Genomic DNA, 22,825 nt, shown 5'->3' on the forward strand with positions numbered 1-22,825 from the left:
TTTAAGGTTCATCGGTTACTTTTTGTAGTAACAATAATTGTCGAATACATGCACCACGCCGTTGGTGGGCATGATGTTCGAGCTGACAGCCAGACGCATGGGCGAGCTGCCGTTGCTGCCCGTGTTGTTGACGACCACCTTGCCGGCATCGGCCATCCAGGGGTTCTTGCGCGTGAGCATCGTCATCAAGCCCTCTTCGCCGCGGCGGAGCGTCAGCACGAAGATCGGCTCCACGGGCAGATCGCCGTAGCTGCTGTACTCGCCGTCGATGATATGGTAGCGGATCAGGTTGCGCACCTCCTCGACCGGGCACTCTTCGACGGTCGTGCAGCCCAGCGCGCCTACAAAGTTGTTCACGGCACCGTCGGTCAACACCAGAAACGTATAGGCGCGTTCGGTCTGCGTGTAGTAGGCTTTCATGTCGGCGTACTCCACGGCCGCCATGAACTTGGAGAAGATATCGCTGCGCGACTCCAGATACTCCCACGCCGTCATGTCGATATGGGGATCGAGCACCGAGGCGTCGTAGTCGGCATCGGTCTGCAACTTCATGTCGCTGCACCCCGCGATCGCGGCGACCGCCAGCAGCAGCAACAATTTATGAATGATATGCTTAAACATGATTGTTCGTTTTGGTGGTTATTCTTGAGTTTGCGTTGCATAGTAGGCATTCTGCGTCAGCGCCTTGTTCTGATCCAGGTGCGAGAAATGGATCGGGAAGAGTTCGTTGCCCTCCTCCGAGCAGCCGTTGATCGGCCCCATGACCGTTTTCCAGCGTCCCGTGCGCACCAGGTCGAACCAACGGCGGCCTTCGCCCGCCAGTTCGCGCTGACGCTCGTCGAGGATGAAGTCGACCAACTCGTCCTCCGTGGCGAACGACGAGGCCTCGGGCGTCTCCAGCCCGGCCCGCGTGCGGATCTGCTTCACGAGGTCGAGCGCCTCCTCCCACTTGCTCAGCCGGGCCAGCGCCTCGGCCTGCAAAAGCAGCATGTCGGAGTAGCGGTAGATCGGATAAGCCACCTGGCACGTCTTGTTGAGCGTCGATGAAATGTCGCCCGGGATGTACTTGCGCAACTCCCAACCCGCCTGGTACTCCTTGGTTACCAGCGGAAAACGGAGATCGTTGGCCTGGTCGAACTTGTTGCGCAGCGCCTCGGAGACGACCCCGGCACGATTGCCCGAACCGGTAAACCACTGGTACATGTAGCTGAAACCGTTGGTTCCCACCTCGTCCATGTTGAAGTGCACCACCAAGATGAATTCCTTGGTCGAGTAGTCGTCGTTCTCGGGCGTGTTGTCGCTGGCCTTGCCGTTCAGCTCCTCGGTAAACATCTTCTTCCACATGTCGATGCTCGGCTCGAAAGCCATGAACGAGGGATCGCCCTTCATCTTCTCGATGGTCTGGTCGGCCAGGTTGTATTCGCCCAGCCACATGTAGGCGTCGGCCATGATCGCCCACGCTCCATAGACCGAGATGCGCTTGCGCTCCTTGTTCTTCGTGCGGTCGATGAGCGCTTCGGCTTTCTTGGCATCTTCGAGCACCACTTCGCGGAGAATGTACTCCTTGTCGGTGCGTTCGCGGTAGATGCTCTCGCTATACTTCTCGTTAGGTTCGACAAACAACGGCACATCGCCCCACACGCGCACAGCATAAAAGTAGGCCAGCGCACGCATGGCATAGGCCTGCCCCAGCAGATCGTTGCGTTCGGCCACCGAGGGCGTGTCGATGCCGGGGATGTACTTGATGCAGAGATTGGCCTGGTTGATGACCTTGTAGAGGTCGCTCCACCGCGTGCAGCGATGATCGGTCGTCAGCTGGTTGTCGATCACGCGCTGCTGATCGGCAGCCGACGAAGCGCCCGGCGCAAGGTTGTCCGAACGGAATTCGCCCCAGTAGAAATAGTTCTCGCGCATCGTCGTACGGAAAAATCCGTAGATCTGGTTTACCCCCGCCTTGGCATCGCGCGAGGTCTGCCACATGTTGTCGGCAGGCACTTCGCTGACGGGCTGCTCGTCGAGAAACGACTCGCACCCGACAGCACCCAGCGAAAGAGCGGCGGCAAGAATGATGATATGTCTTTTCATGGTTGTAATCGGTTAAAATTTAACGTTCAGACCCAAGCCGAATTCACGTTTCTTCGGATAGCGGTAGGTGTCCTTGCCGATCTGCAACGGGTTCGACGAGGAGAACTCGGGGTCGTAGCCGCTGTAAGCAGTCCACGTGAGCGGGTTGTTGGCGAAGAAGTAGACCTGCAAAGTCTTGATGCGGGCCGTCTTCAGCCACCGCTCGGGCAGGTCGTAGCTCAAGCGGATGTTCTGCAAACGGATGAAGTCGCCCTTTTCCAGATAGAACGAGTTGGCGTAGCGCGCGTTGTTGTACTCGTCGTTGTAGGGACGCGGATAGAGCGCCTCGTCGCCCTGGTGCACCCAGATGTTGTTGATGACATGGGGCGAGGGGGTGGTCGACGAATATTTGAACATGTTGCGCTGATGCTCGGCATCGTTGTAGATATGCGCGCCGAACGAATAGTAGAACGACACGAAAAGGCTGAGGTTCTTATAAGTGAACGTCGTCGACAGACCGCCCGTGTAGGTGGGCAGCGCATTGCCGATGACCATGCGGTCGTTCTCATCGATCACACCGTTGCGAGCGCCCGGCGCCTCCTCCCAGTTGACATCGCCGCCGCGGAAAGGCTTGCCGTTGGGCAGTTTCTTCTGCACCACGTCGCCCGTGTAGGCTGCGCCGTCGAGGGTATAGCCCTGGAACACGCCGCCCTCGAATACGGGCGTGAGCTGCTGCCACGTGCCGGGCGTGAAGGCGTTCGACTCGTCGTAGCGGAAGATGCCCAGCTGCTTGTAGCCGTAGAAGTCGCCGATCGAGCCGCCCTCCTGCATCCACCACAAGTTCCCCTCCAGATAGGGTTCGCCCGTCGAGAGGCGTTCGATGCTGTTCCAGTTGCGCGAGATGTTGAACGAGGCGTTCCAGCGGAAATCTTTCGTCCGCACCAGATCGCCCGCCACCGTCAGCTCGAAACCGCGGTTGCGCACTTCGCCCACGTTGGTGCGCATCGTCCCGAAGCCCGATTCTTTGGGCAGTTCGAGGTTGGCCAGCAGACCGTCGGTATATTTGTCGTAGTAGTCGGCCGTGACGGTCAGGCGCTGCCCGAAGAAGCTCAGGTCGAGACCCACGTCGGTCTGACGGGTCTCCTCCCAACGCAGGTCGTCGACCGCCAGGCGGGCAGGATAGACGCCGCCGATGCCGTCGTAGATGTCGCCCGTAGCGTAGGAGTAGAGGTAGTCGTAGTTGCCGATCTGTTCGTTACCCGTCACACCCCAGCTCACGCGCACCTTGGCGTCGTCGAGCACGCGGCGCGAGAATTTCATGAATCCCTCGTCCGAAATGCGCCATGCCGCCGACACCGAGGGGAAGTTGCCCCAGCGGTTCTGCTTCGAGAAGCGCGACGAGCCGTCGCGGCGCAGGGTCGCCTGCACCAGATATTTCGATTTGTAGTCGTAGTTCACACGGGCGAAAAGCGACGCCATGGCGTGGTTCTGCTGCCATGCTCCCGTCTCGCTGAGCACCAGATTGGCCGAGAAGGCATTCATCGTGGTCAGGAAATCCGACGAGGAGTTGATGCCCGAAAGCACGGTACGGTCGTAGCGCCATTGCTGCTCGCTGAATCCGACCATGGCCGTGAAGTTATGATCGCCCCACTTGTTCTTGTAGGTCAGCACATTTTCATTGAGCCAGTTCCAGTTCAAGTTGTCGTTGGCATAGCCTGTGTTGCTTTTCTGCCACTCGTCCGTAATCATGCTCGGATAGACCCTGCGGCGCTTGTCCAGATAGAGGTTGGCGTTGATGTTCGTCGAGAAAGTCAGCCCCTTGACGATCTGGATTTCGAAGCCTTGATAGAAGTTGACTTTGTAGTACTCCGTGCGGTCGGTCGTATATTTTACCTGCGCCAGCGGGCTTTTCTGCCCCTGGAACACCCCGGCCAGCGAGCCGTCGGGATAATAGAGGTTGAAATAGGGGCGGCGCGAAAGCATGGCCGTCATCAGCTGGCCTTCGTTGATGCCGTTCTTCTGCGAGTAGCCCAGCGACACGCGGGTGTGGAGCGTCAGCCAGTCGTTGGCCTTGTAGTCGGTGTTCACACGGGCCGTCAGACGCTGGAATCCCGTATTGGGCACGATACCGCGTTCGTTGTAGTAGCCCGTCGAACCGTAGTACTTGATCTTGTCCGAGCCGCCCGAGACGCTCAAGTCGACCTGATCTTTCTGTCCCCACTGGAACAAGATGTCCTGGTAGTCGTTGTCGATGTTGAACGAGGCGTTGAGCGAGTCCTGGATGATCATGTAGCTCTCGTCGGGCGTGCCGATCTTGTTCTCCAGGAAGTAGGCCCGGCGCTTGAGGTCATAGTTGCGACGGTCGGCGCGCGTGGCCTGGGCCAGTTTGTGGGAGAGCTTGCCCCACGAGTGGTAGTACTTCACTTCCACGCGCGGCGCACTGGTCGAACCGCCCTTGGTCGTGATGAGGAAGACGCCGTTGGCCGAACGCGAACCGTACATCGCGGCCGACGCCGCATCCTTGAGCACCTCGACCGAGAGGATGTCGGAGGTGTTGATGCCGTCGATATCCTCCATGGGGATGCCGTCGACCACGAACAGCGGCTTCACGCCCTCGGCCGAGAAGGTCGAGATACCGCGCACGTTCACCGTCGACGTCTCGCCCGGCTGACCCGATCCGGCCGTGATATGCACACCGGCCACCTGGCCCTGCATGGCTTCGAAGACGTTCGAGGCCATCTTGCGTTCGAGGGCTTCTTCCGACAGCGAGGTCACGGCACCCGTGAGGTCGCGTTTCTTCATCGTGCCGTAGGCCACGACCATCACTTCGTCGATCTGCTGCGCATCGGCCGTCAGTTCGATATCGAGCCTGTCGGCCTGCGCCCGCACGGTGCGGGTCTCATAGCCGATGAACGACACCTGCACTTCGGCGCCCCGCTTCGAGAGGCGCAGCGAGAATTCGCCGTTCGCTCCGGTTACCGTACCGTTCGTCGTGCCGGGTTCGGTTACCGTGGCACCGATCAGGGGCTGTCCGTCAGCGTAAACCGTACCGGAGAACGTAAAATTCCCCCCCCCGGCATTTTGCGCCATGACAAGCCCCGATTGCAGCAACGCAGCCGCCAACAGCAGCACGCTCTGCACATGGAGTTTGGTCAATAGTTTTCTCATAAAAAGTTATTGTTTGGTTGGTTCGTTTTCATACAACTTTTTTCCGTGGCGTCCCGATTCCGGCCCGTGCGGAAATCGTTCCGCTATTCGGTCGGATACAGCGATCGGGCAATGCCCAGCTCCAGGCCGCGCAGTTCCGCCAGTCCCCGCAGTCGTCCGTAGCACGAATAGCCCGGATTCGAGCGGCGGTTCAGGTCGTCGCACATCCGGTGTCCGTGGTCGGGACGCATCGGAATCGAGCGGCCGCGCCGCTGCTGCACCTCCAAAAAGGCTTTCATCACTTCGTACATCGGCACGTCGCCCTCCAGGTGGTTCGCCTCGAAGAAATTGCCCTCGGCATCGCGCTGCGTCGACCGCAGATGCACGAAGCCCACCCGGTCGCCGAACTCGCGCATCATGGCCGGAAGGTTGTTGTGTGCGCACACACCGAACGATCCAGTGCAGAGACACAGGCCGTTCGAAACGTTGGGCACCGCTGCGATCAACTTCCGGAAATCCTCCGCCGTCGACAGAATACGCGGCAACCCCAAAATCGGATAGGGCGGGTCATCGGGATGGATTACCAGCTCTGCCCCCGCCTCGTCGGCCACCGGACACACCTCTTTCAAGAAAGCGATCAGGTTACCCCGCAAGATCTCGGCATCGATTCCGGCGTAACGTTCCAGCTCATGCCGGAACTGGTCGAGCGTGAAACTCTCCTCCGCCCCCGGAAGCCCGGCGATCATGTTGCGGGTAATCAACTCTTTTTCTGCGTCGTCCATCCGGGCGAAACGGGCTGCCGCCACGGCCTTCTCCTCGGCCGTGTATTCCTCTCCGGCAGCCGGACGCTGCAAGATGTACAGATCGAACGCCATGAAAGCCGCCCGCTCGAACCGCAGCGCCTTAGAGCCGTCCGGCATCGTGTAGGCCAGATCGGTGCGCGTCCAGTCGAGCACGGGCATGAAATTATAGGTGATCGTCCGGATGCCGCACGCCGCCAGGTTGCGGATCGACTGCTTGTAGTTCTCGATATAGCGCGCGAAATCGCCCGTGCGGGTCTTGATATGTTCGTGCACCGGCACGCTCTCGACCACCGACCACTTCAGGCCAGCGTCGGCAATAAGTTGCTGGCGCGCGCGGATCTCTTCCACGGGCCATACTTCGCCGTTGGGGATGTGGTGCAGCGCATGCACCACGTCGGTGGCGCCGGCCTGGCGGATATCCGCCAGCGACACCGGGTCGTTCGGGCCGTACCAGCGCCAAGATTGGGTACAAAGGACAGGCATAGATTTTATTTTAGTCGCAAAAAACAATCATTCATTTGGTTTCAAATCGAGAACGCATCGAATCCGCCGTCGACCACGGCCAGGGCACCCGTCACGAACGACGAGGCGTCGCTGATCAGATAGTGGATCGTACCGAGCAGCTCCTCCGGCTCGGCGAAACGGCCGGCGGGAGTATGCGCGATGATGGTCTTGGCCCGATCGGTATAGCTGCCGTCGGGATTGGTCAGCAAGGCCCGATTCTGGTTGGTCAGCAGGAAGCCCGGCACGATGGCGTTCACGCGCATCTCGGGGCTGAACTTCGTGGCCAGCTCGGCAGCCATATACTTCGTATAGTTGCCGATGGCAGCTTTCGCGGCTCCGTAGCCCACGACGCGCGTCAGCGGGCGCAGGGCCGATTCGGAACAGAAGTTGACGATCACGCCTTTCTTGCGGGCCGTCATCGCCTCGCCGAAAACCGTGGTAGGCAGTACCGTACCGAAAAGGTTGAGGTCGACGACCTTCTTGAACGCCTCGATCTCCAGATCGAGGAACGACTGCCCCGGAGCGATCGTAGCGCCCCCCATGTTGCCGCCTGCGGCGTTGAGCAAGACGTCGATACAATCGTACTTGGCGAGGATGTCGGCGCGGTTTTGTTCGAGCACCTCGCGATTCAAGACGTCGGTAATTAGGAAAAGCGCTTCGCCGCCCTGCTGCCGGATCGTCCCGGCCAATTCATCGCCGGCCTTTTCGTCGCGATCGAGAATAACGACCTTGGCGCCCTGCTGTGCAAGGTAAAGACAGATCGCACGCCCCAGAATCCCGGCACCGCCGGTTACCACCACCACTCGGTCGCGGATGTCGAAAAGATTTTTCATCGCTTAAATAATATGATTATTATAAAATTGTACGTTTTCTTTCAGCACGATGTCGATCGGCATCAGATTGTCCGAAGGGCCGCGGCTGCCGCTTACCAGCATGTCGCACAGGGCCATGACCCCGTGGAAGCCCTGCGCCGCAGGACGTTGGGCCACCAGCGCCGTCACGGCGCCGGCCTCCAGCATCTCGCGGTTGCGACGAATGACATCGTAGCCCACCAGCCGCACCCCGCCGTGCCCCGACCAGCGCAGGTAGCTGGCCAGAATGTAGCACGTCGAATTGAAAGTCACGGCACCCGCGATCCGGGGGTGCTCAGCAAAGAGGTCGTCCAGTATCCGCTTGTTGTAGGCTTCGTCATCCAGACGCAGCGAAACGCCCAGCAGGTTGCCTCGGAAGCCCACCCGTTCCAGATAAGCTCGAAACCCCGTCTCCCGGCAGCGGCACTGGTTCGAACCGCCGTCTCCCCGATGGATGATGCTGCCCACCGCGATGTCGGCGTCCAGCGGAATGCGGTCGACCAACAGCCGCGCTGCGACAGCTCCCGCGTCGACCGACGAAGTGCCGAAATAAGCCAGGCGGTTGCAGCCTGGAATATTCGAATCGACAAAAACATACGGTATCCCCAACGCATCCAGTTCGCGCGCATATCCCGCCACCGACTCCGAAAAAAGCGTCGCCAGCAGCACGCCGTCGAAATGCTCGTCGCGCACGCGCATGAGCGTCCGCACGAACGTCGCATGGTCGTACTGGTCGAAGAAAAACCGGCGCACCCGCACATTGAAACGCTCCGCCCCCACTGCTGCCCGCGCTATGCCGGCATCCACATCGGCCCAATAGTCGCCATCGCGATAGGCCGGAATGATGACGGCCAGCGTCCTTTCGCGACACGACGCCAGCGAACGGGCCATCAAGTTGGGTTGATAGTCCACCGACGCCAACACTTCACGTATCTTGCGCAACTTTTCATCCGAGACTTTCCCCCGGTTGTGAATCACGCGGTCGACCGTTCCGGCCGACACACCGGCCATGCGGGCCACATCCACGATGCGGATGTGTTCTTTGAGTTTTTCTTTCATCAGGTCAGGTACTGTCCTTTTCGGACTTTGTTATGACAAACATAGATAGAATTTTTCAAACCTCCAAGGTGTGTGCGCACACAACAACGATTTTTCAGCACAAATTTACGTTTACACCTTCCGGACACACCATCGGATCATCCTCTCCCGGCCCTGTTCCACACCCCGGAACAAGAGCACGGCGCCCCGCGGAACGGACTCCGGACGGCCCGGTAGATGAAACGGCAGACGGGAACATTTCGATTCCCGTCCGCCGTTTCAAAACACCGTTTTTTACGCTAACTATCTTGCGCCCTCTCCGGATTCGATCGCCATGCTATCGGCACCGTCAACTTTCAAAACGCCTGCGCACCATGGCCGCCACTTCGCCGAAAGCCTCCAGCCGGAAAAGCGCCGAAAGCGCCGCATAGAGCGCCACGCCTGTCCCGACCTCCGCCGCCAAACGCAACAGCGCATTTTCGATCGGCGCAGCCGCCACCGCCCGCACCGCAACGTACATCGCGCCGGAAATCAGCACCACGGGCAGCAACGTCCGCAACAGTCGGCGCCCGGTCAATTCGGTACGCCGCAGCGCCGCCGTCACGTTTACCACCATTTCGCAGGCCGCGAACACCACCAGTCCCCACACCACCGCCTGCACGCTGCGGGGAATCGTCAACGCCAAGATCAGCGTCATGATCACTTTCTTGAGCACCTCCAACCGCACGATCGTCGGCCCTTCGCACTTCACTTTCAACACATTGTAGGCCACCATCGCCACCGGATAGAACAGCCCGGCCAGGCAGATCGTCTCAAAATAGGGCACCGTCGGCATCCATTTCTCCCCGAGCAATACGGCGAACATGTCGTGCGCCACGGCCGACAGCCCGAGCATCATCGGGAACATCGTATAAGCCACCACCATCGTTACCTGCCGGTAGCTCTCGGCGAACTTCTTCCCGTCCGAGGCGATTTTCGACAGCGCCGGAAACGTTACCCCCTGCACCGCCGCCATGGTCGAGGTTACCGGCAGATCCTTGAGTTTTTGCGCCTGGTCGAAATAGCCCAGCGTCCCGGCCGAATAAATCTTGCCGATGAAAAGTTGCGGAATCTTGTTGTAGAACGACGCTATCAAATCCGTGGCCAGCAAACTGAAGCTGTAAGGCATCATCGCACGCAGCGCCCCGAAGTTCCATCCGGAGGTCGCCCGGGGCCGCCAGTCGCTCAACCGCCACAGCAGCACCGCCCGCACGCCCGTCTGCAACACCCGCTGCGCCACCAGGCTCCACACCCCGCATCCGGCCAAAGCCAGCAGCACGGCGGCGCAGCCGCTTACGACCGACGAAGCGAAAGTCACTTTCGAGAGCAGCGCAAAGCTGAAACGACGCGTGAAGATCGTATTTTGGATGACGCACAACGCATTGACCGGCACCAGCAGAAAGAACACCGGCGCTATACGTGTAATCACGGGCATGTCGTAATAGTTCGCCGCAACAGGCGCCAATGCCGTGAGCAGCACATACAGCGCTGCCGACGCGCCCACATTGAACAGGAATACCGCTTTGTAATCCTCGGGGGCAGGCTCCGCCTTGCGGATCAGGGTCTGCGAAAACCCGCTGTCCACCACCACCAGGGCCAGCGCCGCGAACGCCGTGAGCACGGCCACCACACCGAAATCGGCCGGCAGCAGCAGACGCAGCACCACGATAGACACGCCCATCTGCAACAGCATCGTGCCGATCTTTTCGCCGATCGACCACGCCACGCCGCGCGCCACCTTATCTTTCAGAGCCTCCGCCAAGGTCTCACAACGTTGCGCAGGCTCCGCCGCGCTCGTTGCGCTCACGGATGCGTTTCACATCGGCGATCTCCACATACGAAGCCCCGCCGTCGGGTCCGAAACTTCCGCCCACGATCGCCAGCAAGTCGCTCTCCTCCAGCCGGTCGCTCTGCTCGATCACTTCCATGGCATCCACCAGGAAGTGGTAGCGGTCGCACAACTCCTGTTTGCGCAAGATCGGCACCACGCCGTACGAGAGGGCCAGAATCCGCTGGGCATGCAGCCGGTAGCACACGGCCACCACCGTCTTGCGGCCGCGGAACGCCGCCAGATAACGGCCCGTGCGGCCCGTCTTGGTGTCGAGCACCACATATTTGATCGGCAGGTTGGTCGACGCCCGCACGGCCGACCGCGCCAGCTGGGCCGTGATTTCGTGGTTTACCGACACCATATCCATGTCGATCATCGGCTTGAAATGCGTTTCATCGCGTTCGATCTCCCGGGCGATGCGGGCCATCGTCTCCACGGCTTCCACCGGATAGTCGCCCATGGCCGTTTCGTCGCTCAGCATCACGGCGTCCACTCGTTCATAAATGGCGCTCGCCACGTCGCTGACCTCCGCACGCGTCGGCCGCGGGTTGCGCACCATCGAGTAGAGCATCTGCGTGGCGATGATCACGGGGCGCTTGGCCGCGATGCACTTCTCCACGATGCGGCGCTGCGTGTTGGGGATCGCCTCGGCAGGCAGCTCCACGCCCAAGTCGCCGCGCGCCACCATGATGCCGTACGACGCCTCGATGATTTCGTCTATATTGTCCAGGCCCTCTTGGTTCTCGATCTTCGAAATGATCTTGATCGGACTGCCGTGCTTATCCAGAATCGCCTGCACCGCCTGCACGTCGCGGATGCTCCGCACGAACGAGTGGGCGATGAAATCCACATCGTGCGCAATGGCCCATTCGATGAAACGGCGGTCTTTCTCCGTTACCGACGGCAGGTCGATCGACACGCCCGGCACATTCACGCTCTTGCGCGAGCGCAGCGCGCCGTCGCCCGCAAATTCGCACACCAGCTCCGTGTCGCTCTTCTCCACCACGCGCAGCTCCACTTCGCCGTCGGCGATGAGCATCCGCGCCCCCATCGGAATGTCGTCCACGATGCCCGGCACGTTCATGTATACCGTCTCGCGCGTCGTGGCGTCCGTACCGTCCGAGCCGCGCACGGCCACCCGGTCGCCCGCCTTGAACTCGATTCGCTCGCCGTACTCCGACGCCAGGGTCGTTACCCGGATTTCGGGGCCTTTGGTGTCGATCATTACAGGGATGGCCGGATCGACCCGATGCACCGTCTCCACGATCTGCGACGCGCCCTCCAGGGTCACGTGCGCCGAATTGATGCGCACCACGTCCATGCCCGCCTGCGCAAGGCTGCGCACGAATTCCTCCGTACAGCGGAAGTCCGACATCGTGGCTACGATCTTGGTTTTTTTCATCTTATTCATCGTTCTTTTATTTTTTCTGTTTCTTCGTTGCTTGATTTTCAGTCCGCCCCAGCAGCGCTTCCACGCCCAGGCGGTAGGATTCGAGACCGAATCCCATGATCGACCCCACAGCCACGGGTGCCAGCAGCGACACATGGCGGAACTCCTCACGAGCCAGGATCGACGAAATGTGCACCTCGACCACCGGCACCGCGATGGCCGACACGGCATCGCGCAGCGCCACCGACGTGTGGGTGTAGCCCCCGGCGTTCAGCACCACGCCGTCGTAGCGGCCCTCGGCCTGCTGGAGCGCATCGACCAGCTCGCCCTCCACGTTGGATTGGCGATAGTCGATCCCCGCCTGCGGATAGCGCTCCCGCAGGCTTTGGAGCAGCCCGTCGAAGGTCTGCGTGCCGTACACCTCCGGGTCGCGGCGGCCCTGCAAATTGAGATTCGGGCCGTTGAGTATCAATATTTCCATAAGGAAGCCTCTTTTTTGCGGCACGGCATCGCTTCGGCGGCAGCTCGCGCCTGGATGCAACCCCCAAGGCGCGCGTTCCGCATTCGCAGTTTTCGTTTCGCGCCGCAAAGATAGCGCAAATCGCGCGAAAAATCGGCCAAGAAACACAAATAATATTCATGCTCCCCGCCCAGTTTTTCGCTGTTCCGCCTTCCTGTTCGGCAATTTCCGAAAATTATTTCTCCCGAATCGTTCTTTTATTGCCCTAAATCGTTATTTTTGCATTTATAAACTATCCGTTTTCTACCCCATGAAGGAGATCATCCAGCTTCACGACAAAAAGTTCCGCATCATGATCCCCGCCGAGAAGATCGACGAGGCGGTCAGCGCCGTTGCACAGCGCATCAACCAGGATTACGCCGACAAGGAGACCCCGTTGTTCGTCGGCGTGTTGAACGGCTCGTTCATGTTCATGAGCGATCTGATCAAAAAAATCGAGTTCAACAACGAACTTTCTTTCGTCAAGCTCTCCTCTTACGAGGGCACTTCTTCGACCGGCCAGGTCAAGAGTCTCATCGGGTTGAACAACTCCATCGAAGGGCGCCACATCATCGTAGTCGAAGACATCGTCGACACCGGCGAGTCGATCGAGCACATGGTGCGCGACCTGGAGGCCCGCAAGCCGGCCAGCATCGACGTCTGCACGCTCTTCTTCAAGCCCGGCTCCTACCGCAAGCAGCTGCCCATCCGCTACCGCGCCATGGAGATCGGCAACGAATTCATCGTCGGCTACGGACTCGACTACGACCAGCTGGGCCGCAGTCTCAAAGACATCTACGTCGTTACCGAATGATCGCCGCCCCCGACACCGCATCGCTCGACGGCGGGCGTCTGCTGCCCGTCGCCGAGGATTTCTACACCCTCCAGGGAGAGGGATTCCACGCCGGCCGGGCCGCTTACTTCATCCGGCTGGGCGGCTGCGACGTCGGCTGCGCCTGGTGCGACGCCAAGTACGCCTGGAATCCGGCGCTCTTTCCCCCGACCGACGTGCAGACGCTCGTGGCCCGGGCCGTGGCGTCCGGCGCCCCCGCCGCAGTCATTACCGGCGGCGAGCCGCTGCTCTACCCGCTCGACGAGCTGACCCGCTGCTTGTCCGAAAGGGGGTTGCAGGTCTTCCTCGAAACCTCCGGATCGCATCCGTTCAGCGGGCGCTTCGACTGGGTGTGTCTCTCGCCCAAGCGCAGAAAGCCGCCCGTCGACGAAGCGTTCGGCAGGGCTTCCGAGCTGAAAGTCGTCATCGGCAGCAACGAGGATTTCGAATGGGCCGAAGCCAACGCAGCCCGTGTCGGCGCCGGCTGCCGTCTCTCGCTCCAGCCCGAATGGAGCGTCGCGGAACAGATCATGCCCGCCATCGTCGACTATGTCAAAAGCCATCCCCGCTGGACGGTCTCCATCCAGACGCACAAATACATGAATATTCCGTAGCGCCCATCGCACCGAAGCATCGGGTCTCTCCGGTTCTTCGCCCGGCGCACCGCACTGCAAACAAGAGCCTTTTCCATGAATCTTCAGACCGGCCGTAAACTTTGGGTCGTCGCCACGACGGTCATCATCGCTTTCACGATCTTCATCGTGGGGCGCAACGCCGTGCATGCCGTGAAGATCAAGCGTCAGATCAACGCCTTGCAGCGCGAAAAGGAGTTCTTCCAAGCCAAGATCGAGGCCGACAGCACGCTGCTCGAACGGCTCCGCTACGACGAATACCTCGAAGAATACGCCCGCGAGCATTTCCGCATGCAGCGGCCCGACGAACACGTATATATTATAGAGGAAGAGTAGGCAGGACTTCCGATTCGTGCCGCACGATCGTCTCCGCAGCCCCCTGCACAGCAACCTTTGCCCCTCTGTCCGGCAGCCTGTCTGCCCGGTCTCTCCCCTCTGCCTTTCTGTCCGGTTGCTGCGGTCTCGGCGCGGCACGTTTCCGCCCGAGCGGATCGAGGATCAATAGTGTTCGAATCCGCGCCAGTCGAGCAGTACTTCCGCACCGTCGCGCCGCCACGTCAAGGCATTGCCCGCGACGATCCGCCCCACTTCATACAGCGGTTCTCCGAAACGGTTCCGGTAGTCCGCCGCCAGTTGCCCCGCAGCATCCCGCGAGGCGGACAACAGCAGTTTGTAGTCCTCGCCTCCACATGCCGCCGTGCGCAGATCGGCCCCCTCAGCCACCGGTATCCGATCCAGATCGATCGCGGCACCCACGCTCGAGCACGCCATGATATGGCATACATCCGACGCCAGACCGTCCGAGAGATCCATCATCGCATGCACTTCCGGCCGTGCTCCCAGCCATTGCCCCTCCTCGACCTGCGGCCGGGGATTGCGATGTTCCGCCGCCAGGGGAGTATCGTACGTCCCTGACAGCATGTCGCGCAGACCTGCTCCCGAAGCCCCCAGCCGCCCCGTCACGAACAGCACGTCGTCCGCAGCGGCCGCACTGCGGCGTTTCAGATGCCCGTCGGGCGCCCGGCCGATCGCCGTCACATTGATCGTAATGCCGGTCTGCGAACACGTCGTGTCGCCGCCGATCAGCGCCACCCCATAACGGGCCGCCAGGGCATGGTAGCCCGTCATGAACCGTGCGGCCCACTCTTGCGTCGCATCCGCCGGCAAGGCGATCGACAGCAGTGTTGCCACCGGACGCGCACCCATGGCGGCTACGTCGCTCAAATTCACGGCCAAAGCCTTTCCGCCCAACTCCTCGGGCGTGGTCGCAGCACGCAGGAAATGCACCCCCTCGGTCAGCAGGTCGGCCGTGAACACCAACGACTCGCCTGCTCCCGTCGGCAGCACGGCGCAGTCGTCGCCGATCCCCTCGAAGCCGTTGCGGGGCAGATCGGCGCACAGCGTGCGAATGGCCTCTATGAATCCGAATTCAGTCATCGTGTCCGGTTTGTTTCTCACAAAAATACGAATAAGCGAGGGCAAAAGCAAGCTCGCTTGCATTTTGCCGAGCGAGAGTATCGAATAATCCGACACCCGAATGGAGGTGGAAGCAGCCGATCCGAACGGAGACAACACGAACACTCCGAACAGGGCGCTCCGACGTCCTTGCCGAATGGGGCATAAACAATCCGTTCCCCAGACCCGGCATTCCTGCCCGTCTCGGGAACGGATCGTTCAAAAGCGCCTGCGCTTCAAGCTATACCAGTCCGGAGAAGCCCATGAACGCCATGGCGAGGATTCCGGCCGTAACCAGCGCAATGGGAATGCCCTTGAATGCCTTGGGCACATCCTCGAAATCCAACCGTTCGCGGATACCAGCAAAGAGCACCAGCGCCAGCGCGAAGCCCAAAGCCGTGGCGACCGAGTAGGTCACGCTCTGCAACAAGTCGAATTCCTTCTGGATCATGAGAATCGCCACGCCCAGCACGGCGCAGTTGGTCGTGATGAGCGGCAAGAAGATGCCCAGCGCCTGATAGAGGGCCGGCGACAGCTTCTTGAGGATGATCTCCACCATCTGCACCAGCGCCGCGATTACCAGAATGAAAACGATCGTCTGCATATACACGATGTCCAGCGGCACGAGCACGTAGGTCTGGATCAGCCAAGCCACCACAGCGGCGATCGCCATCACGAACGTTACGGCAGCGCCCATACCCAGCGATGTTTCCACTTTCGACGACACGCCCAGGAAGGGGCAGATGCCGAGGAACTGCGCCAGCACCACGTTATTCACGAAGATGGCGCCGATGATGATTGCAAAATATGAAAGCTCCATAACTATTTCTTGGCTAATTTGTTAAACAATACCATCAGGTAGCCCAGCACGAGAAAGGCACCCGGCGCCAGCACGAAGATCAACGGCGTATAGTTCCCGATACCGAGATTCGCCCCGAAGATCGAGCCGCTGCCCAGGATTTCGCGCACCGCACCGATTACCGTGAGCGAAAGCGTGAACCCCAGGCCGATGCCGATACCGTCCAGCACCGAGTCGAAAGCCGAATTCTTCGACGCGAACGCCTCGGCGCGGCCCAGGATGATGCAGTTTACCACGATCAACGGGATGAACACGCCCAGCGACGCATAAAGTGCCGGCACGAACGCCTGCATCAACATCTGGATAATGGTCACGAACGACGCAATGATGACGATGAACGCCGGAATGCGCACCTTATCCGGAATGATGTTCTTTACCAGCGAAATTACCAAGTTCGACATGATGAGCACGGCCATCGTCGCCAGACCCATGCCCATGCCGTTCTCGGCCGAGGTCGTCGTACCCAGCGTGGGGCACATGCCCAGCACCAGAACGAACGTCGGGTTGTTCTTGACAATACCGCTCAATATGATATTCAACTTATTCATTTTGACCTCCTTCCTGAGCCGCAGGCTCGTTGGTTCTCGATGCGCCGGTCGCCGTATCGGTCACGCTTTCGCCCGCCGCAACGTTCTTATAGGCCATCCACGCCCGGTTGATCGCATCCACATATGCACGCGACGAAATCGTCGCCGCCGTCAGCGCATCCACGTCGCCGCCGTCCTTCGTGACGGCCAGCTTGCCGCCGACCAGTTTTTTCGCTTCCAGCAGCTGGCCCTTGATGCTGTTGAGCAGCGGGTTGCCTTCATCGGCCATCTTCGTGCCCAGTCCCGGAGTCTCCGTCTGCTTGAGCACGTTCACGTTGATGACCTCGCCCGCAGGCGTGAAACCCACCATCAGATTGATCGCTCCGCCGAAGCCTTGCTTCGACATCGTTTCCACGGCATATCCCACCACGGCATCGCCCTGCGTAGCGGTGTAGACCGCAATAGGCATCTCGTCGATAGTCAGTTCCGTCACCGCCGTAGCGTCGAAGAGCGGCAGCACGCCGTTCAGCGCCTCGATCTTGGCTGCCTGCTCGGCCTGCGCGATCGGCTCGGCCGTAATCATGTTGACCGCACCGACCCCGGCCGACGCGACAAGCGTGATGCCGAAGAGGACGGCCGTCATGTTCAAAAGTGTGCTTTTCATAACGTTATCCTCCTTATTTCACGCCGAAGCGCTTGGGTTTCACATATTTGTTTATCAAAGGCACGGTCGAGTTCATGATCAGGATCGCGAACGACATACCCTCCGGATAAGCACCCCACAGACGGATGCACATCGTGATGGCACCGATGCCGATCGCAAAGATCACACCTCCGCGCACGGTCATCGGCGAAGTCGAATAATCGGTCGCCATGAAGATCGCGCCCAGCATCGCACCGCCGGCCAGCACATGAAACAGCGGGAGCTGCCACAGCGCAGGGCTTTCGAAGCCCGACGCAGCCAGTTCCGCCACAAACGCGAAAAGCGCCATGGTAGCCAGCACCGTTACCGGAATCTGCCAGGTAATGACCTTGCGCCACAGCAGATAGACGAAGCCGGCGAGCAGCGCCAGCGCAGCCACCTCGCCCAGCGAACCGGGCATATTGCCCAACATCAAGTCCTGCATGTTCATCATGCCGGCCGAAGCTGCGCCTTGCTTGACAGCGGCCAGCGGCGTCGCGCCGGAGAGCGCATCGAAGCCCTCGACCTGAGGGAAAGTCGTCATCTGCACAGGATAGGCGATCAGCAGGAAGACTCGACCCACCAAAGCGGGGTTGAACGGGTTCTTACCCAAGCCGCCGAAGGTCATCTTGGCGACCGCGATCGCCACGAAAGCGCCGATCAGCACGATCCACCACGGAATCGACGCCGGCAGGTTGAACGCCAGCAGCACGCCCGTCACTACGGCCGACCAGTTGCCGATCGTCGGAGCGCCGCCGACCAGGAATCGTTGGATCAAGTATTCGAACACCACGCACGACGCCACCGAAAGCGCCGTCACGCAGAGCGCGCTCCAGCCGAAGACCACCGTCGAGACGACCAGCGCCGGCATCAAGGCGATTACCACGTCGCGCATGATCCGGGTCGTCGACTGCGAAGTCTGCACATGGGGTGCAGGAGCGACGATAAGTTTGTTTGCCATATTGTTTTGGTTTTTCCTTTTACTTGTTTTTCGGTCGCCATTACTTCTTCGGTGCCGCGGCGGCGGCACGTTGGCGGATGATTCCCATCACGGTCTGCTTGCCCAGGCGGATCCAGTCGAGCAGCGGCAGATAGGCCGGGCACGTCGACTGGCAGCAGCCGCACTCGATGCACGAGGTAATCATCTGCGCCTCCAGCGTCTCCCAGTTCTTCTTCTGGGTCATCTTCGAGAGGTAGTAGGGTTCCAGCCCCATCGGACATGCCGACACGCACTTCGCGCACTTGATGCACTGCGAGGCTTCGCGGCGCTGCGCATCGCGTCCGTTGAGGATCGTGATGCCCGAGCAGCCTTTCGTCACAGGCGATGCCAGTTCGATCATCGCACGGCCCATCATCGGGCCGCCGTTGATCGCCTTGACCTCGTCCTCGGGCAGGCCGCCGGCCGCTTCGATGAGCGTCCGAACGGGCGTTCCCATACGTGTGAGCAAGTTCTTCGGCGTCGCCAAGCCCTTGCCCGTGATGGTTACCACACGCTCCACGAGCGGCTTGTTTTTCTGCACAGCCTGATATACCGCATACGTCGTCGACGCATTGCATACCACGGCGCCCACGTCGATGGGCAGGGCCGGCGGAGGCGGCACCTCACGTCCGATCACTGCGGCGATCAACTGTTTCTCGCCGCCTTGCGGGTACTTCACTTTCAAAGGCACCACTTCGATGCCGTCGTATTCCTTGACGATCTTTTTCAGATGCGCGATCGCGTCGGGTTTGTTGTTCTCGATGCCGATGAACGCATTTTTCACACCGATCGCTTTCATCAGGATCGTGACGCCGACCACCAGCTCCTCGCCGTGCTCCAGCATCGTGCGATGATCCGACGTCAGGTAGGGTTCGCACTCCACACCATTGATAATCAATGCTTCGGCTTTCTTTCCAGGAGGCACCGACAGCTTCACATGCGTGGGGAACGTCGCGCCGCCCATGCCCACGATGCCGGCTTCCTTGATCTTCGCGATGATCTCTTCCGGCGTCAGCGCGCACTCTTTGACCAGCGTCTCCGTACGGTCGATGCCTTCGGCCCACTCGTCGCCCTCGCGCTGGATCGAGATCATCATCTGACGCACGCCCTGGCCGTTGGGCTGCATGTCGACCGCCGTTACCGTGCCCGAAATCGGGGCATGGATGTTCGCCGACATGAAGCTGCCCGCCTCGGCGATGAGCTGTCCCACCAGCACCTTGTCGCCCTTGGCCACCTTGGCCACCGCAGGCGCTCCGATATGCTGGGCCAGCGGAATCGTTACCGCATCGGGCAGGGGAAGCACCTCGATGGCACCGGCGCAGCTCAGTTTATTTTCCGACGGATGCACTCCGCCTTTCGGAAATGTTTTCATACCAACTATCTGATTTTACGATTCTTCGTTATTCCGATTTAGCAGCGGAAGACTCCGGTGTCTTGGCTGCGGAAACCTCTGCGGCAGGTTTCTCGGCCGGCTTCTCGGCAGGTTTCTCAACCGGTTTGGCCGGTGCCTTCGGTTCCTTGGGCAGCGGCTCCATGTTTACCAGCTTGATCGCGCCCGTGGGGCATTCGTTCACACACTTGCGGCACAACTTGCACTTCTGCGGGTCGATGTAGGCGAGGTTGTTCTCCACCGTGATGGCGCCGAACGCACACACCTTCTCGCACTTGCCGCAGCCGATGCAGCCCGCCTTGCAGGCTTTCATTACCGCCGCACCCTTATCTTTCGAGACGCACGACACATAAACCGCCCGATCCTTGGGCCACTTCTTGCGCAACTCGATGATCCCCTTGGGGCAGGCCTTGACGCAAGCGCCGCAGGCCGTGCACTTCTCGGCGTCGACCTCGGCGAGTCCCGTCTCCGGATTGATGCGAATCGCATCGAACGCACACACCGTCACACAGTCGCCGAAGCCCAGACAGCCGAACGTGCAGCCCGTCTCTCCGGCATAGAGCGACGAAGCCACCGCACACGAGCGGGCGCCGTTGTATTCGTTGGTGCGGGGACGTTTCGCACACGTTCCCCCGCAACGTACCGTCGCGGTCTGGGGTTCCTTCTCCGCGGCTGCCTTGCCCAGATAGGAGGCTATCGCCTTCATGCAGTCGCCGCCGCCCACCGGGCAGAAGAGCGCCGAGATGTCATCGTTCTTTACCAGCGCATCGGCCATGCCCCGGCAGCCTGCGAATCCGCAGCCGCCGCAGTTGGCGCCGGGCAGCATCTTTTCCACCTCGTCGATCCGCGGGTCTTCCTCTACGCGGAACTTGCGGGCCACGAAGTAGAGAATCACAGCGGAGAGCACACCCAGTACGCAGAGCGTCAGGATAGTGTAAAGTAATACTTCCATTTAGATTTTTGTTATTGTAAATTGAATTGTGTGTTCGATTTTCCGGCGGCAAAGCCACAGTACCATATAATATAGCGCCACACCGCCCAGCGCCGCCAGCGCCGCCGGGCCTTCGGCCCAGCCCGCCGCACCTATCGTCAGCACCAGCACTGCCAGCAGCACGACCAGCGCGCCCACATAGCCCAGCGCCACGGCCAAACCGCCTGCCCGGCGCAGCACGCCGACCACGACCATCTCGCCCGGCGCATATTCCGCTGCATCGGGCGTCGATACGGCCACGATCTTCTCCGCGCTCTCGGCCATGCCGCATGCTTGGCGGGCCTTGCACGTCCCGCAGGCGCTCTGCGAGATGATCTTCACATAAACCCGGCCGGCCTCCACACGGTCGACCGTGCCGCTATGTTCGATTCTTTCCGCCACCGCCTCAATCGCCGTATTTGTTGGTCAGCGGCATCAGCCGCTCGTGTCCGAACGAGCACATCGACAGGCGCAGCACCGGCGGGAACTGGTAGCGTTTCTTTTCGTTGCGCATAATCATAGCATGGATCTTCTCCACCACCTCCGAGTCGAAACCGGCGTTGATGATCTCCTCGCGGTGCTGCCCTTCCTCGATCATGCGGAACAGAATCGCGTCCACCACCTCATAGGGCGGCAGCACGTCGGTATCTTTCTGCCCCGGATGCAGTTCCGAGGAGGGTTCCTTGCTCAAAATCTTTTCCGAAATGGGATTGCCCTGCGTGCGGTTGATGTAGCGGGCCATGTCGTAGATTTCGCCTTTGTAGAGGTCGCCCGTCGGGCTGAAAGCGCCCGCCGTATCGCCGTACAAAGTACAGAATCCCAGGGCATTTTCGCTTTTGTTCGACGAATTGAGCAGGATATAGTCGCTCTTGTTCTGCACGGCCATCAGCAAGATCGTACGGATGCGCGTCTGGATGTTCTCCTCCGTCGCGTCGAACTCCGTACCGCCGATTACCGGCTTGAGCGTATCGATGATGCTGGTATAAATTTCAGAAATGGGGATGACGTTGTATTCGATACCCAGCCGCTCGGCCAGCTCCTTGGCATCCTCCACCGAGTCGTCCGACGAAAAGGGCGAAGGCATCAGCAGCGCCCGCACATTCTCTTTGCCCAGCGCATCGGCAGCCAGACACGCCACCACCGCCGAGTCGATACCGCCCGACAGGCCGATCGAGGCTTTCTTATAGCCGTTCTTGCGGAAAAAGTCGCGCAGGCCGCAGCGCGCCGCCTCGTAGACCATCCGCGTGCGGTCGCCGCTCGACGGAATCGTCACGGGCTTGCCCTCGGCCGCCGTATCGAATACCTGGAAATCCTCCTCGAAACTCTTGAGCATCAACACCAGTTCGCCCCGGTTGTTGAATGCGCCCGACGTACCGTCGTAAACGATTTCGGTCGAGCCGCCCACCTGATTGACCAGCACGAGGTTCTTCCCCTCGACGAACGAAAGGTTGCGCATCATTTCGTAGCGGTAGGTCATCGACCCCTTGCCGTATTTGCGGGCATTGATCGACACGATGGTCTCCACCGAATGGTCGAAATCATGCTCGCGGCTCAGATCGTCGCCCACGATGATGGCGCACTTATGACCCTTGATCGTAGCATATTCATACCCTTTGGAGGGCACCAGAAAGCCCATTTCGCGCCGGGCCGTGATGTGCTTCTTGCCCACGTAGCGCAGCACCTTGCGATCTTGAATGAGCGCTGCGGCGCTTACCGTGCCGTCGGCCGTCAGCAACGGCAGGCCCACGATGGCTGCGATCCCGTCGCACGCCGAGGCGATCTCCACCAGCGCCTCCTCGCACAGCTCCAAGAACGTCGTTTTGCGCAGCAGGTCGAATCCCGGAGTGCCGCTCACGGACTGTTCCGCAAAGATGACCAGATCTGCATGTTGCGCTTTCGCTTTGTTGATCGACTCGATGATTTTCGACGCATTGCCGTCCACATCGCCGACGGTGTAGTTCAACTGGGCAATAGCTATTTTCATCTACAATTATTTAAGTCCGGAAATTACAACTTTGCAAAGTTAAGGATTATTTATAAAAGACGGAAACATTTTCCATGTTATTAAATTAATATTTTGGTACTCCCGGAAGCCGTTCCTGCCGCATCGGCCGCGCAAAAAACCACATTCTCGCCCCTCCGGCTTCCACAACGTCTCCGTCGAGAATCCGCAACTCATCCGCCGAGGATCCGGCTCCGCACGGCCCCTGCTAAAAATCCGCCCAGCCCCACCGGCTCCAGCCCCTCCCTGTTCATACAAAGTCCGTTCGGCCCCGCCCTGCTAAAAACCCGTCGCTTTTCCGAAACAAAAAAGCCGTCCTTCCGGACGGCCT

The 22,825-nt window shown here is 60.2% G+C and carries 21 protein-coding genes; 3 read left to right on the forward strand and 18 right to left on the reverse strand.

The annotated features are described in order from the left end of the window. Positions 1 to 15 precede the first annotated feature (15 nt). From QZ298_RS02015 to aroQ, 9 genes are all read right to left on the reverse strand, one after another. Positions 16 to 621, reverse strand: coding sequence for a fasciclin domain-containing protein (locus QZ298_RS02015; protein WP_296005053.1), 606 nt, complete (start codon positions 619 to 621; stop codon positions 16 to 18). An 18-nt stretch (positions 622 to 639) separates the two neighbouring features. After that, positions 640 to 2,085: a RagB/SusD family nutrient uptake outer membrane protein gene (locus QZ298_RS02020; protein ID WP_296005054.1), complete on the reverse strand. Its 1,446-nt coding sequence runs from the start codon at positions 2,083 to 2,085 to the stop codon at positions 640 to 642. A 12-nt stretch (positions 2,086 to 2,097) separates the two neighbouring features. Further along, positions 2,098 to 5,232 carry a TonB-dependent receptor gene (locus QZ298_RS02025; protein ID WP_296005055.1) on the reverse strand — a complete coding sequence of 1,045 codons (3,135 nt, stop codon included), beginning with the start codon at positions 5,230 to 5,232 and terminating at the stop codon, positions 2,098 to 2,100. A gap of 83 nt (positions 5,233 to 5,315) precedes the next feature. Then, positions 5,316 to 6,497: a mannonate dehydratase gene (uxuA, locus tag QZ298_RS02030; RefSeq protein ID WP_296005056.1), complete on the reverse strand. Its 1,182-nt coding sequence runs from the start codon at positions 6,495 to 6,497 to the stop codon at positions 5,316 to 5,318. Between the two features lie 41 nt (positions 6,498 to 6,538). Beyond that, a complete protein-coding gene (locus tag QZ298_RS02035; RefSeq protein WP_296005057.1) occupies positions 6,539 to 7,351 on the reverse strand; it encodes an SDR family oxidoreductase in 813 nt (270 codons plus the stop codon). Positions 7,352 to 7,354: 3 nt separating this feature from the next. Further along, the gene (locus QZ298_RS02040; RefSeq protein ID WP_296005058.1) at positions 7,355 to 8,428 is read right to left on the reverse strand and encodes a LacI family DNA-binding transcriptional regulator; all 1,074 of its coding nucleotides are present in this window, start codon (positions 8,426 to 8,428) and stop codon (positions 7,355 to 7,357) included. 328 nt (positions 8,429 to 8,756) lie between these two features. Then, complete coding sequence (locus QZ298_RS02045) at positions 8,757 to 10,253, reverse strand: lipopolysaccharide biosynthesis protein (protein WP_363323898.1); 1,497 nt, start codon at positions 10,251 to 10,253, stop codon at positions 8,757 to 8,759. After that, entirely contained in the window at positions 10,213 to 11,688 is a 1,476-nt protein-coding gene (gene pyk / locus QZ298_RS02050; RefSeq protein WP_296005059.1) for a pyruvate kinase, read from the reverse strand. The genes QZ298_RS02045 and pyk overlap by 41 nt, the downstream gene beginning before the upstream one ends. Positions 11,689 to 11,695: 7 nt before the next feature. Further along, positions 11,696 to 12,148, reverse strand: coding sequence for a type II 3-dehydroquinate dehydratase (aroQ, locus tag QZ298_RS02055; RefSeq protein ID WP_296005060.1), 453 nt, complete (start codon positions 12,146 to 12,148; stop codon positions 11,696 to 11,698). 289 nt (positions 12,149 to 12,437) lie between these two features. On the opposite strand from aroQ, the gene hpt reads away from it, so the two are divergent. The 3 genes from hpt to QZ298_RS02070 all read left to right on the forward strand — a co-directional run bounded on the left by hpt (position 12,438) and on the right by QZ298_RS02070 (position 13,966). Beyond that, a complete protein-coding gene (gene hpt / locus QZ298_RS02060) occupies positions 12,438 to 12,980 on the forward strand; it encodes a hypoxanthine phosphoribosyltransferase (RefSeq protein ID WP_296005061.1) in 543 nt (180 codons plus the stop codon). Then, a complete protein-coding gene (locus tag QZ298_RS02065; RefSeq protein WP_296005062.1) occupies positions 12,977 to 13,612 on the forward strand; it encodes a 7-carboxy-7-deazaguanine synthase QueE in 636 nt (211 codons plus the stop codon). Before hpt ends, QZ298_RS02065 begins: the two co-directional genes overlap by 4 nt. A gap of 75 nt (positions 13,613 to 13,687) precedes the next feature. Then, positions 13,688 to 13,966, forward strand: a complete 279-nt coding sequence (locus tag QZ298_RS02070) for a septum formation initiator family protein (RefSeq protein WP_296005063.1) — start codon at positions 13,688 to 13,690, stop codon at positions 13,964 to 13,966. A 162-nt stretch (positions 13,967 to 14,128) separates the two neighbouring features. Here QZ298_RS02070 and thiL read toward each other — a convergent pair whose 3' ends face one another. The 9 genes from thiL to QZ298_RS02115 all read right to left on the reverse strand — a co-directional run bounded on the left by thiL (position 14,129) and on the right by QZ298_RS02115 (position 22,476). After that, positions 14,129 to 15,067 carry a thiamine-phosphate kinase gene (gene thiL, locus QZ298_RS02075; protein WP_296005064.1) on the reverse strand — a complete coding sequence of 313 codons (939 nt, stop codon included), beginning with the start codon at positions 15,065 to 15,067 and terminating at the stop codon, positions 14,129 to 14,131. A 259-nt stretch (positions 15,068 to 15,326) separates the two neighbouring features. Next, the gene (rsxA, locus tag QZ298_RS02080) at positions 15,327 to 15,905 is read right to left on the reverse strand and encodes an electron transport complex subunit RsxA (protein ID WP_296005065.1); all 579 of its coding nucleotides are present in this window, start codon (positions 15,903 to 15,905) and stop codon (positions 15,327 to 15,329) included. 2 nt (positions 15,906 to 15,907) lie between these two features. Beyond that, a complete protein-coding gene (locus tag QZ298_RS02085; RefSeq protein ID WP_296005066.1) occupies positions 15,908 to 16,492 on the reverse strand; it encodes an RnfABCDGE type electron transport complex subunit E in 585 nt (194 codons plus the stop codon). Further along, complete coding sequence (locus QZ298_RS02090; protein WP_296005067.1) at positions 16,485 to 17,135, reverse strand: RnfABCDGE type electron transport complex subunit G; 651 nt, start codon at positions 17,133 to 17,135, stop codon at positions 16,485 to 16,487. Before QZ298_RS02090 ends, QZ298_RS02085 begins: the two co-directional genes overlap by 8 nt. Before the next feature lie 13 nt (positions 17,136 to 17,148). Beyond that, the gene (locus QZ298_RS02095; RefSeq protein ID WP_296005068.1) at positions 17,149 to 18,114 is read right to left on the reverse strand and encodes an RnfABCDGE type electron transport complex subunit D; all 966 of its coding nucleotides are present in this window, start codon (positions 18,112 to 18,114) and stop codon (positions 17,149 to 17,151) included. 40 nt (positions 18,115 to 18,154) lie between these two features. Beyond that, complete coding sequence (gene rsxC / locus QZ298_RS02100; protein ID WP_296005069.1) at positions 18,155 to 19,504, reverse strand: electron transport complex subunit RsxC; 1,350 nt, start codon at positions 19,502 to 19,504, stop codon at positions 18,155 to 18,157. Positions 19,505 to 19,532: 28 nt separating this feature from the next. Beyond that, positions 19,533 to 20,474, reverse strand: coding sequence for an RnfABCDGE type electron transport complex subunit B (locus tag QZ298_RS02105; RefSeq protein ID WP_296005070.1), 942 nt, complete (start codon positions 20,472 to 20,474; stop codon positions 19,533 to 19,535). Next, the gene (locus QZ298_RS02110) at positions 20,475 to 20,894 is read right to left on the reverse strand and encodes a SoxR reducing system RseC family protein (RefSeq protein WP_296005071.1); all 420 of its coding nucleotides are present in this window, start codon (positions 20,892 to 20,894) and stop codon (positions 20,475 to 20,477) included. It abuts the gene before it with no gap. 4 nt (positions 20,895 to 20,898) lie between these two features. Beyond that, the gene (locus QZ298_RS02115; protein WP_296005072.1) at positions 20,899 to 22,476 is read right to left on the reverse strand and encodes an NAD+ synthase; all 1,578 of its coding nucleotides are present in this window, start codon (positions 22,474 to 22,476) and stop codon (positions 20,899 to 20,901) included. Between the last annotated feature and the right edge of the window lie 349 nt (positions 22,477 to 22,825).

Origin of the sequence: uncultured Alistipes sp. (genome assembly GCF_910580175.1) — a bacterium.
Taxonomy (GTDB): Bacteria; Bacteroidota; Bacteroidia; order Bacteroidales; family Rikenellaceae; genus Alistipes.